11 protein-coding genes and 1 tRNA gene are annotated in these 11,713 nt (G+C 67.1%); 4 read left to right on the forward strand and 8 right to left on the reverse strand.

Features of this window, described 5'->3' with window-relative positions; genetic code table 11:
* The first annotated feature begins 2 nt into the window (after positions 1 to 2).
* Positions 3 to 1,280 carry an amidohydrolase gene (locus MTR62_RS17825; protein WP_244023459.1) on the forward strand — a complete coding sequence of 426 codons (1,278 nt, stop codon included), beginning with the start codon at positions 3 to 5 and terminating at the stop codon, positions 1,278 to 1,280.
* 220 nt (positions 1,281 to 1,500) lie between these two features.
* Here the strand turns inward: MTR62_RS17825 and MTR62_RS17830 are convergent.
* Positions 1,501 to 1,575: transfer RNA gene (locus tag MTR62_RS17830), tRNA-Val, on the reverse strand.
* A gap of 106 nt (positions 1,576 to 1,681) precedes the next feature.
* On the opposite strand from MTR62_RS17830, the gene MTR62_RS17835 reads away from it, so the two are divergent.
* Positions 1,682 to 1,975 (forward strand): DUF3297 family protein, encoded by a 294-nt coding sequence (locus MTR62_RS17835; protein ID WP_244023461.1) that lies wholly within the window; start codon positions 1,682 to 1,684, stop codon positions 1,973 to 1,975.
* A 115-nt stretch (positions 1,976 to 2,090) separates the two neighbouring features.
* Here MTR62_RS17835 and MTR62_RS17840 read toward each other — a convergent pair whose 3' ends face one another.
* On the reverse strand, positions 2,091 to 2,792 hold the full coding sequence (locus tag MTR62_RS17840; protein ID WP_244023463.1) for a CHAP domain-containing protein: 702 nt from the start codon (positions 2,790 to 2,792) through the stop codon (positions 2,091 to 2,093).
* A gap of 128 nt (positions 2,793 to 2,920) precedes the next feature.
* Here MTR62_RS17840 and der point away from each other — a divergent pair, with 128 nt between their 5' ends.
* The gene (gene der / locus MTR62_RS17845; protein ID WP_244023465.1) at positions 2,921 to 4,306 is read left to right on the forward strand and encodes a ribosome biogenesis GTPase Der; all 1,386 of its coding nucleotides are present in this window, start codon (positions 2,921 to 2,923) and stop codon (positions 4,304 to 4,306) included.
* Positions 4,307 to 4,393: 87 nt separating this feature from the next.
* Here der and MTR62_RS17850 read toward each other — a convergent pair whose 3' ends face one another.
* Positions 4,394 to 5,548 (reverse strand): AI-2E family transporter, encoded by a 1,155-nt coding sequence (locus tag MTR62_RS17850; RefSeq protein WP_244023468.1) that lies wholly within the window; start codon positions 5,546 to 5,548, stop codon positions 4,394 to 4,396.
* A 178-nt stretch (positions 5,549 to 5,726) separates the two neighbouring features.
* On the opposite strand from MTR62_RS17850, the gene MTR62_RS17855 reads away from it, so the two are divergent.
* On the forward strand, positions 5,727 to 7,838 hold the full coding sequence (locus MTR62_RS17855) for a prolyl oligopeptidase family serine peptidase (protein ID WP_407672705.1): 2,112 nt from the start codon (positions 5,727 to 5,729) through the stop codon (positions 7,836 to 7,838).
* On the opposite strand, the gene MTR62_RS17860 is transcribed toward MTR62_RS17855, so the two are convergent.
* The 5 genes from MTR62_RS17860 to MTR62_RS17880 form a co-directional block, all read right to left on the reverse strand.
* Positions 7,819 to 8,886, reverse strand: coding sequence for an NAD(P)H-dependent flavin oxidoreductase (locus MTR62_RS17860; RefSeq protein WP_244023470.1), 1,068 nt, complete (start codon positions 8,884 to 8,886; stop codon positions 7,819 to 7,821). The two genes, MTR62_RS17855 and MTR62_RS17860, sit on opposite strands and share 20 nt — an antisense overlap.
* A gap of 76 nt (positions 8,887 to 8,962) precedes the next feature.
* Positions 8,963 to 9,442 carry a bacterioferritin gene (bfr, locus tag MTR62_RS17865; protein WP_244023472.1) on the reverse strand — a complete coding sequence of 160 codons (480 nt, stop codon included), beginning with the start codon at positions 9,440 to 9,442 and terminating at the stop codon, positions 8,963 to 8,965.
* Between the two features lie 103 nt (positions 9,443 to 9,545).
* Complete coding sequence (locus MTR62_RS17870; protein WP_244023481.1) at positions 9,546 to 9,734, reverse strand: (2Fe-2S)-binding protein; 189 nt, start codon at positions 9,732 to 9,734, stop codon at positions 9,546 to 9,548.
* A gap of 70 nt (positions 9,735 to 9,804) precedes the next feature.
* Positions 9,805 to 11,061: a DUF418 domain-containing protein gene (locus MTR62_RS17875; RefSeq protein ID WP_244023474.1), complete on the reverse strand. Its 1,257-nt coding sequence runs from the start codon at positions 11,059 to 11,061 to the stop codon at positions 9,805 to 9,807.
* Between the two features lie 50 nt (positions 11,062 to 11,111).
* Positions 11,112 to 11,713: SPOR domain-containing protein (locus MTR62_RS17880; RefSeq protein WP_244023476.1), on the reverse strand; the 602-nt coding region annotated here is incomplete at its 5' end.

Raw genomic sequence — 11,713 nt, forward strand, 5'->3', positions numbered from 1 at the left:
CCCTGGCGGCGACCACGCCCGACGCCGCGGCCGCGCGCCAGCGCATCGATGCCGAACTCGACACGATCTATCCCGACCTCTTCACGCTCTACAAGGACATCCATTCGCACCCTGAAGTCGCCTTTCAGGAGCATCGCACCGCTGCGCTGCTGGCCGAGAAGATGCGCAAGCTGGGCTTCACCGTGACCGAGGGCGTAGGCAAGACCGGGGTGGTGGCGATCTACAAGAACGGGCCGGGCCCGGTCGTGCTGATCCGCACCGAACTCGATGCGCTGCCGATGCAGGAGAAGACCGGACTTCCCTACGAAAGCCACGCGCAGCAGACCGTCGATGGCAAGCTGACCTATGTCGATCACGCCTGTGGGCATGACAGCCACATGGCCTGGTGGGTGGGCACCGCGCAGACGTTGCTGGCGATGAAGGACGCCTGGAGCGGCACGCTGATGTTCATCGGCCAGCCCGCCGAGGAGAAGATCGGCGGCGCCAGCGCGATGCTCAAGGACGGGTTGTTCACCCGCTTTCCCAAGCCCGACTACGGCTTTGCCGCGCATGTCGGGCCCGATGTCGCGGGAATGGTGTCGGTCAAGCAGGGTAGCGTGACCTCGGCCTCCGACACCATCAACATCACCTTCCACGGTGTCGGCAGCCATGGCTCGATGCCGAACAAGGGCATCGATCCGATCATGGAGGGGGTCCACTTCGCCGATGACGTGCAGACGATCATCAGCCGTGAGAAGGACCCGCAGAAGTTCGGCGTGGTCACCGTGGGTGCGTTCAACGGGGGCACCGTCGCGAACATCATCCCCGACAGCGCGCGGCTGCAACTGACCTTGCGTTCCTACGATCCCGAGGTGCGCAAACTGCTCGTCGACGGGGTGAACAGAACCGCGAAGGCGGTGGCCGAAATTGCGGGGGCTCCGGCGCCCGACATCGAACAGCCCGAGGGCACCGGCTCGGTGGTCAACGACAGCGCGCTCTCGGCCAGGGTCGCGGGCGTGCTCGACCAGGCGCTGGGCAAAGACCGCGTCATGCTGATCCCGGCAACGATGCCGGGCAGCACCGCAAGCGAGGACTATTCGGCCTATGTCGAAGCGGGGATGACCCATTCGGTGTTCTTCGGCATCGGTGGTTCGGACCCCAAGATGCTGGCCGAGCACAAGGCCAACGGCACGCCGGTCCCGGTCAACCACTCGCCCTACTTCGCGCCGCTGCCCGAGCCTGCGATTCGCACCGGGGTGGAAACGCTGACGCTGGCGGTCCTGTCGGTCGCGGGCAAGTAACCCGCTCCCTTCCGGATGGCGCGCAGCCGCGCACGCTCAAAGGCGTGCGCGGCTGTTGTGCGTCAGGGCCGGGCAGGGGGGGCTTCCGGCGTTCGACTGGACGGGCCGCACGCGCGAAAAACGTCGCAAGGCTGGTGAGCTTTGCGGGCTAAGGTTGGGAAATGTCGGGAAAAAGCCTTGGCAAGGGACCATGCCGTCATTCCCGTTATCGGGAAAGGCATGGTGGGCGCGACAGGGATTGAACCTGTGACCCCACCCGTGTGAAGGGTGTGCTCTACCGCTGAGCTACGCGCCCGCTACCAAGTGCGGAAGGCGCCCCTAGGACATCTGGAACCACATGGCAAGCACAGAAATGCATGCGTCGATTGACAGGGGCATTTCGGGCTCTAAATCGCGTGGACATGACTGAAGAGACCACTGCCGGCCCCGACGTGCCGCCCGATCACATCGCGATCAACCCGCGCAGCGCGCATTTCGATGCGGACAAGCTTCAGCGCGGCATCGGTATCCGCTTCAAGGGCACCGTGCGCACCAACATCGAGGAATACTGCATTTCCGAAGGTTGGGTCCGCGTGCAGGCCGGGCGCAGCCTCGATCGCTTTGGCAACCCGCTGACGATCAAGCTCACCGGCCCGGTCGAGGCGTGGTACGAGGATCTGGGCGAGAACCCGCCGGTCGCCCGGAAGGCAGACTGACTTTTCGGTTTAAGGTCCGGATTTTCGGACCGGCAAAAAGGGCCGCCCGGCAAGAGCGTCGGGTGGCCCTTTGTCGTTTGTGAAACGGTCCGGCTGGCGTCCTGGAGGCGAGGGCTCAGAAATTGCCCGCGATGATCGCGCCGATCGGGTCCCGTGCGCTCTCCTGAACATTGGCCTGAACACTGGCCTTACCGCGCATGGCCGGGGAGGACGCATCGTCGGCGCGGGCCAGCGCTCGGCCGACCGGGCCGGAGCCGGGCCTGGCGTTGTAGATGAAGCCTTCGACCGGCCAGTGCGAGACGCCCAGCGTCTGCGAGGGGCCGTACCAGATTCGCACTTCGCTCCAGTCGTTGTCGGGCGATACGTCGAGCGCGGTGACGTTGCGTTCGATCTTGCCGGGATAGGACCAGTTGGCGTGATCGAGCAGGATCGTGCGCGAATCGATCACCCGCGCGACGGTCGCGACATGGCCGAGCTGCGAATTGCCGTAAGGGCGAATCGCCATGACCGCGCCGACCCGCGGCACATGGCCGCGTGCGTAGCGCCCCTGCGCCTTGGTCCACCAGGTATAGGCATCGCCATAGATCGCGATTCCCGACAATTCGCGCGCATAGGGCACGCATTCGAGATCGGGCGCGGCGCGCATGGGCGAGGGGACGAGCGTTTTCCCGGGCGGGCTCGCCGCGCTGGACGGGGCGCTCGCCGCGCCGCCGCCCACGATCGCGTCGATTGCCGAACGGGCCTGGGCCGAAGGGGTGGACAGCGCAAAAAGCGCGGCGGCCCAAACGATTGTCAGTGCTGTGTACGGTCGCTCCATGACCACGGGTTTGCCCGCGTAGAGTTATGAGCCACCTGTGATATTAGGTTAACCGTGAGGTAATAATCGCATCCGTATACGCACAGTTCTTGCCAAATGCGCGCAATGCCCCCAAGCGGGTGGGAATCATGCTTCCACAAGTCATCATCATCGGCCGGCCCAATGTCGGCAAGTCCACGCTGTTCAACCGGCTCGTCGGCAAGCGCCTTGCGCTGGTGGACGATCAGCCGGGCGTGACGCGCGACCGTCGCTTTGGCGACGCGCATCTGCTCGGCCTCGATTTCACCATCGTCGACACCGCGGGGTGGGAGGACGACGAGGCCGAAACGCTGCCGGGCCGGATGCGCCAGCAGACCGAAGCCGCGCTCGCCACCGCTGACGTCGCGCTTTTTGTGGTCGACGCGCGCGCGGGCCTGACCCCGCTCGACGAGGAAATCGGCCAGTGGCTGCGCGCCTCGCCGGTTCCCGTCGTCCTGCTCGCCAACAAGGCCGAAGGCCGCGCGGGCGAGGGCGGGCTGCTCGAAGCCTACGCGCTGGGTCTGGGCGATCCGATCGCGGTTTCGGCCGAACACGGCGAAGGCATGGGCGATCTGTTCGAGGCGCTCTTGCCGCATCTCGAACCGCTCCAGCCACCCGAGGATGAGTTCGCGGATGAGGAACTGGACGAGGAGGCGCTGCTCAAGGCGCCGCTCAAGCTGGCCATCGTCGGCCGCCCGAACGCGGGCAAGTCCACGCTCATCAACCGCTATCTGGGGGAAGATCGCCTGCTGACCGGGCCCGAGGCGGGCATCACGCGCGATTCGATCGCGATCGACTGGGTCTGGAACGATCCCAAGTCGGGCGATGCGCGCGAGGTGCGCCTGATCGATACCGCAGGGATGCGCAAGAAGGCCCAGGTGACCGAGAAGCTCGAGCGGCTGGCGGTGTCCGATGCGCGCCACGCGATCGACTTTGCCGAAGTCGTCGTGCTCGTGCTCGACGCGACGCGCGGGCTCGAACACCAGGATCTCAAGATCGCCTCGATGGTGCTCGAGGAAGGCCGCGCGCTGATGATCGCGATCAACAAGTGGGATGTCGCCGAAGACGCCAGCGGGTTGTTCAACGGGATTCGCGGCGCGCTCAACGAAGGCCTTGCGCAGGTACGCGGGGTGCCGCTGCTGGCGATTTCGGGCCGCACCGGCAAGGGCCTCGACGAACTGATGCAAGCCGCCTTCTCTATCCGCGAGGCGTGGAGCCGGCGCGTGCCGACCGCCGCGCTCAACCGCTGGTTCGACGATGCGCTGGGCGCCAATCCGCCCCCCGCGCCCGGTGGCAAGCGCATCAAGCTGCGCTACATCACGCAGGCCAAGACCCGCCCGCCGGGCTTCGTGCTGTTCGGCACCCGGCTCGACATGCTGCCCGAAAGCTACAAGCGCTATCTCATCAACGGGATCCGGCGCGAGCTGGGCTTCGAGGCGGTGCCAATCCGGCTCAATCTGCGCAGTCCGAAGAACCCCTTCGGCAACAAGAAGTAGTTCGGCACGCCAGGGCCATACGCGAAAAAGGGCGGGAAAGCATCGGCTTTCCCGCCCTTTTTCGTCTGGCGAAGGCCATCGCGCCTGTCAGCCGGGATGGGCCTCTGTCTCGCCTTCGGCGCGCGCGGCTTCGGCTTCGGTCAGGGATTTCGGAGCGGCCTGAGTCAGCGGGGTGCGGGCCTCGTCGCGCTGTTCCTTGACGATGTTCCACATCGCGATGAACAGCGCGGCGATCACCGGACCGACGATGAAGCCGTTGAGGCCGAACAGTTGCAGCCCCGAAAGCGTCGCAATCAGGACCACGAAGTCGGGCAGGCGGGTGTCGCGCCCGACCAGCACGGGGCGCAGGATATTGTCGATCATGCCGATCACGAACATGCCGCAAAGGATCAGGATTACGCCCTTCCAGATCGCCCCCGTGGCAAGCAGGTAGATCGCGACGGGGACCCACACCAGCCCGGTGCCCACCGCCGGAAGCAGCGAGAGGAAGCCCATCAGAACGCCCCACAGGAGCGCGCCCTCGATCCCCAGGAACGAGAAGATGATCCCGCCCACGAGCCCCTGCATGACCGCGACGACCACCGTGCCCTTCATCGTTGCGCGCACCACGACGGTGAAATGCGCCATGAGCGAATCGCGCATCTTGGGGCGCAGTGGCATCGCATCGCGCACCAGTTCGGTGTAGCGCAGCCCGTCGCGCAGCAGGAAGAAGGTGAGGTAAAGCATTACGCCGAGCGCCGCGAGGAAGCTGAGCGCACCCTGTCCCAGCGTGAGCGCCTGCGAGGCGACGACCTGGAGCCCGCTCGTCACGCTCGATCCGAACATGCGGCGCAGCGTGTTGAAATCGGTCAGGCTGTACTGGCGCACATAGCGGTTCACGCTTTCGGGCAGGACGTGCTGGAGCTGGTTGAGCATCGCGCTCACGTTGATGTCGCCCGCCTTGACCTTGTTGTAGAGCGCGGTCGCCTCGTTGACGAGGCTTACCCCCAGCACGATCGTCGGCAGGATGACCAGGGCAAGCAGCAGCAGCAGGACCAGTGCGGCGGCGGTGTTCTTGCGTCCGCCCATGCGGGCCGCCAGCTTGCGGGTCATCGGCTCGAACATGATCGCGGCCACCACGCCCCACAGGATCGCGCCGAAGAAGGGGGCGACGAGATAGGCAAAGGCCAGCGTGACCAGGACCAGGAGCGCGGCGTAGCCGCCATCCTCGATCTCGAATCCGCGCTTCTTGGGGGGGCTCATCTGTGCAGGTTTCCGTTTTTCAGTGTCGCAGGCCGCCGGATGTGGATGGAGCCGTCCACGGGCGGGCTCGAGGGTGGATTTTTTTGCTGCAACGCGCAAGAGTTCGCGCTTTCCAAGAATGGGGAGAAATACCGTGCGTTCAACCCGCTGCGCCCTGCTTTTCGCGACCGGGCTTGCCATGGCCGTTCCCGCGCTGAGCCTTGCCGTGCCCGGTGTGGCTACGGCGCAGGATGCGCCCGCCGCGATGGCCCCGTCGCCCGGCCCGGACCGCGCCTTCCTCCCCGCGGACCTGTTCCACCTCCAGGGGGTTACCGATCCGCAGATTTCGCCTGATGGCAGCCAGATCGTCTATGTGCGTTCGAGCGCGGACATCATGAGCGATCGCGACGTGCCCTCGCTCTGGCTGGTCGATGCCGCCAGCGGTGCGCAGCGCCCGCTCGTCGCGGGCAAGGGCGCGCACTTTTCGCCGCAGTGGTCACCCGACGGCAAGCGCATCGCCTACGTCTCGAGCGATGGCGAGGGTTCGCCTCAGCTCCACGTGCTGTGGCTGGCGAGCGGGGCCGATGTCGCGGTGACCGGGCTGCCCGACAGTCCCGGCAGCATCGCCTGGTCGCCCGATGGCCGCACGATCGCCTACACCATGCGCGTGCCGGGCAAGCCGATGGAACTGGGCTCGCAACCCAAGGGCAAGCCCGAGGGGGCCAAGTGGGCCGAGCCGCTCGAAGTGATCGACCAGGTGACCTACCGCCACGACGGCGGCGGCTACGTCAAGCCGGGCTATCGCCACATCTTCGTGGTCTCGGCCGATGGCGGGGCGCCGCGCCAGCTCACCTTCGGCGATTTCAACGATGGCGGGCCGCTGTCGTGGAGCGCGGACGGGCGTACTTTGGTGTTTTCGGCCAACCGCCATGCCGACTGGCAGCGCGATTTCAACAACTCCGAAGTCTATGCGCTCGACATCGCGAGCGGCGCGATCCGCGCGCTGACCACGCGCCAGGGGCCGGACGAAGGCGCGGTGCTTTCGCCCGATGGCAAGCGCATCGCCTACCTTGGGGTGGACGATCACAACGTGTCCTACCAGCCCATGCAGCTTTACGTGATGAACGCCGATGGCAGCGGCATAAAGGCGCTGACACCGGGGCTCGATCGGTCGATCGACACGGTGTCCTGGGCGGGCAACGGCGCGCTCTATGTTTCCTATGACGATCACGCGCAAAAGCTGGTGGCCAGGGTCGGGCTCGACGGGGCGATGACCACGGTGGTTAGGGGCGTGGTGCCCGGCGCGCATTTCGACCGGCCCTATACCGGCGGCGAATTCAGCGTTTCGGCCTCGGGCAAGGTCGCCTACACCGGTGGCGGCGACCAGTCACCGGCGGACCTGTGGGTGACGAGCGGAGGCAAGAGCCATGGCGCGGGGCAGGGCAGGGCGCTGACCGCGCTCAACGCCACCTGGATGCAGGGCAAGGCGCTGGCGCCGGTGCGCAAGCTTGCGGTCACTGCGCCCGACGGCCGCGCGATCGACGCCTGGCTGGTGACCCCGCCGGGCGCGAAGCCCGGCCAGCGCTTTCCGACCATCCTGGAAATCCATGGCGGCCCGAACACCGCCTATTCGGACGGCTTTTCGACCGACTACCAGCTCTACGCCGCGCACGGCTATGCGGTGGTCTACTGCAATCCGCGCGGGTCGACGTCCTACGGCGCAGCCTTCGCCAACCTGATCGACCGCGACTATCCGGGGCCCGACTACCAGGACCTGATGGCCAGCGTCGATGCGGCGATTGCCGAGGGCGTGGCCGATCCGGACAACCTGTTCGTGACCGGTGGTTCGGGCGGCGGCGTGCTGACCGCGTGGATCGTGGGCAAGACCGACCGGTTCAGGGCTGCGGCCTCGCAAAAGCCGGTCATCAACTGGATCAGCGAGGCGCTGACGATGGACATGACGCCGTTCACCTCGCGCTACTGGTTCGACAAGAAGCCGTGGGAGGACCCGATGGCCTACTGGAAGCGCTCGCCGCTCAGCCTCGTGGGCAACGTCAAGACCCCTACGCTGGTGGTCGTGGGCAGCGAGGACTACCGCACGCCCGACAGCGAGTCCGAGCAGTACTACGCGGCACTCCAGATCCGGGGCGTGCCCACCGCGCTGGTCAAGGTGCCGGGCGCGAGCCATGGCGGTATCGCGGCAAGGCCCTCGCAGTCGGCGGCCAAGGCTTCGGCGATCCTCGCCTGGTTCGACAAGTATCGTACGGACACCGCGACAAGCGCGACGCCGACTAGCGGGTCCAGCCAGTAGCGGCGAGTTCGGCGGCAAGGGTGCGGACCAGATCGGCCGCACCCATTGCCCGCGCGCGCGGGGCGCCTTGCCCCGCCCATTGTGCCCCGAAGCCGGTTTCGCCCTGGGCTCTGGCTGCGGCGTTGAGCGCCTTGCCCGCATGATAGGCGCGCGGGTAGGCGGCGACCACGGGCAGGCCGGGAACCTCTTCCAACGCGGTGAAGCGGTTGGCAAGGCAGCGCGCGGGCCGGCCCGAGATGAGCCGGGTCATCACCGTGCGCTGCGCCGCGTCGGAGGCCATCGCCGCGCGATAGGCGGCGTCGGCCGCCGTCTCCGGGCAGGCCAGGAACGCGGTCCCCATCTGCACGGCCACCGCACCGTGGTTAAGAGCGGTGCGGATATCGGCGCCGTCCATGATTCCGCCCGCCGCGATCACCGGCAATTTTCCCCAGCGCGCCAGCGTGCGCACCAGAGCGGGGGTGGAAAGCTGCGCATCGGGGTCATCGGGATCGAAGATGCCGCGGTGTCCGCCCGCTTCCCAGCCTTGCGCGACGAGCGCGTCCATCCCGGCGCGCTGCGCGGCCTGGGCCTCTTCGAGCGCGGTGACGCTGGCCACGAGGCGGCATCCCGCGCGCTTGAGGCGGGCCACGGCTGCAGGGGACGGCAGGCCGAAATGGAAGCTGACCACAGCGGGCGCCGCGGTTTCGACCACGCCGAGCATCGCCTCGCTTTCGAGCAGCGAAGTGTAGATCGTCTCGAGCGTTTCGGGCGGTTTGCCCGCGTAGGCGGCAAACTGGGGCGCCAGCGCGTCGATCCAGGCGCGCTCACCGATCGGATCGGGACGCGGGGGCTGGTGGACGAAGAGATTGAGATTGAAGGGGCGGTCGGTGCGCCCGCGCAGTTCGGCGATTGCGCCGTGCGCCGCTTCGGGCGCGAGATGGCCGACGGCAAGGGAACCAAGAGCGCCCGCCTCGGCGACCGCGGCGGCGAGGGCGGGGGTGGATGTCCCCGCCATCGGCGCCTGGATCAGGGGAAGGGCCAGCGAAAGGTCGTGCAGGGGATCAAACATCGCCCCCGGACATAGCGATGGCCCGGACCTGGTTTCAAGAGCCCGGCTTGATGAGCCGGGCTTGCGGATTTTGGCTTCAGGCCTCGGCGGGCTTGCTCTGGAGCTGGCAGTAGTTCTGCAGGCCCATGCGTTCGATCATGTCGAACTGCTTTTCGAGATAGTCGACATGCTCTTCCTCGCTTTCGAGGATTCGCTCGAAGATCTCGCGGCTGACGTAGTCGCGCACCGCCTCGCAATGGGCGATGGCTTCCTTGAGCAGGGGGATGGCGTCATGCTCGAGTGCGAGGTCGCACTTGAGGATGTCCATCACGTCCTCGCCCACGCGCAGCTTGCCGAGCGCCTGGAAGTTGGGCAGCCCGTCGAGGAACAGGATGCGGTCGGCGAGGATGTCGGCGTGCTTCATCTCGTCGATCGATTCGTGCCGTTCGTAATCGGCCAGCTTCTTGATGCCCCAGTTGTCCAGCATGCGGTAGTGCAGCCAGTACTGGTTGATCGCGGTCAGCTCGTTGAAGAGTGCCTTGTTGAGGTAGTCGATGACTTGAGGGTCGCCCTTCATGGTCCGCTTCTCCTGTTTGGAAATCGGGCGCGATTATGCGTCCGCAAAAGCGCGGGGGCAAGTCGGGCAATCGATTTCTGCCCGCCAAATCGGTCCGGACGTGTCAGGCGGCAGCGGGAAAGCTGGCGGCCTCGACTTCGTCGGCGATGATGTCGTCTGCCTCTTCGAGGCACTGACCGCACTGAGGCTTGCGGCCCATCGCGGCATATACGGCCTGCGCATCGCCATTCATCCGGCGCGCCGCACAGCGCAGCTCCGATTCGCGAATGGCATTGCAGATACAAACGTACATGGGCGATTCCTCTTTGCGAATCACACTATATCCATGTGCGAATGGATCGCAATAGCATTGATAACGATTCTTAGAAGCGGTTGGAGAGCCAGCGTTTTTCGACCAGGCAGCGCCATATCCACTCCAGTGGACCCCGCCGGAAGTGGCGCAGGACCGGCGCGCTCCAGCCCAGCATGAGCCCCCAGCCGAGCAGCACGAAGGGGCCTTGCAGCGCGGGGCCGAAGCGGCCGAACTGGCCCAGACCCCAGCCGTAGAACACCGTCGTCATGATGAGGCTGGTGGCGATGTAGTTGCTGAAGGCCATCCGGCCCGCGGCCCTGAGCCGGCGTCCGATCGGGCGCGCGGCGAGGTAGGGCGTCACCAGCACCAGCAGTGCAGCGTAGCCGTAGCCGCCCAGAAGGTGCGGCATGGCCAGGCCCCAGGACAGCGCCGCCTCCATCGCGATGGGCGGGAAGCCGCGCGGCTCGGCCCACAGCGTGAAGGCCAGGCTGAGGCCGAGCCCGCCTGCGGTGCAGGCGATCGCCGCTGCCCTGAGATGGCGCGGATGGGCGGTGGGATCGAAAAAACCGCGCCGCACCATGACCATGCCGATGAGTATCAGCGGCAGCGTCTCGGAAAAGATGTGGCGGGTCATGTGGAACAGCCAGAAAGGCCGATCGCTCAGCTTGGTGACGAGCAGCCGGGCGTAGCCGTAATGCGCCTCGGCCAGGTCCTCGACGATCCCCGCGCGCGCGGCTTCGAGCCACTGGTGCACGTGCGCGGCCTGCTCGGCGCTGGCGCGGCCCAGCCGTACGGCGGTCTCGGCGTGAACCAGCGGGACGAGGTCGAACAGGCCCCACAAGTGCCAGCCGTAATAGAGCAGCAGCGCGGTCGCGATCAGCCGCCGGTCGCTCAGCGGGCGCAGCATCAGGGCGGCGATCCCGCACAGCGCGTAGACGAACAGGATGTCGCCCCACCACAGCAGGAGATAATGGAGGAGGCCGAACAGCAGCAGCCAGGACAGGCGGCGCAGTTGCAGCACGTCGCCGTTGTCGCCGCGCGCCTCGAGGCTCTCCCAAAACAGCACCAGCCCCGCGCCGAACAGCATCGAGAACAGCGCGCGCATCTTGCCCTCGAACAGCACCAGCGAAAAGGCGAAGGCGGCGTTGTCCCACGCGCTGGAATAGGGCGTTCCGGAGGCCGTCAGCGCGGGGCTGATCGTCCCGGCAAGAGGCCCCGCGAACCCGGCGATGTTGATTGCCAGGATGCCGAGTACGGCGACCCCGCGAATGAGATCGAGCGCGGGCAGGCGTTTGACCGTTGCGGCGGTGAACGCCGCGTGGTTCATCGGCTCGATCGCGCCGACGGTGAGTGGTGGAGGAGAGGCGCCCGGCCCGCTCAGTCGTGTACCGCGAGGCAGTCGAACCCGCCGGCCCTGAGGCGCGAGCAGGCCGTCTCCGCGTCCTGTTTCGAGGCATAGCCGGTCACCAGCAGCTTGGTCAGCCGCCCGGCCGGTTCGAGCTTGCGGCCATGGCCGGCGATTTCGGGGCGCGCGTGCACTTTCTGCCACAGGCCCTGCGCGTTGGCGGCGATGCCAAAGGCGCCGAGCTGCAACTGCCAGGGCCCGCCCGCCGTGGGGGCGGGGGCGCTGCGCGTGGCGCTCGGGCGTGGCGCCGGTTTGGAGGATGGCGGGGTGGCCGAAGTGGTGGACGGGGCCGGTGTCGTGGGCGCCTTGCGGGTGTAGTCCGCTCCGGCCTGTGCCGGGTTCGAACCGCGCGCGATCTGCTCGGCGCGAGCGAGTGTGGGCGCTGGTGCTGGTGCTGGCGGGGCAGCGGAGGCCGGGGGGCTCGTGGCGGCGCGGGTGTAGTCGGCTCCGGCCTGCGCCGGGTTCGCATCGCGGGCGCGCGTTTCGGCCTCGGCAAGGGTTGCGGGCAAGGCGTCGGGATCGGTGCGCACCAGCGTTCCGGCGCGGACCGGCGTGGGAGATGGCGAAGGGGCGC

Origin of the sequence: Novosphingobium organovorum, from assembly GCF_022832435.1 — a bacterium.
Taxonomy (GTDB): domain Bacteria; phylum Pseudomonadota; class Alphaproteobacteria; order Sphingomonadales; family Sphingomonadaceae; genus Novosphingobium; species Novosphingobium organovorum.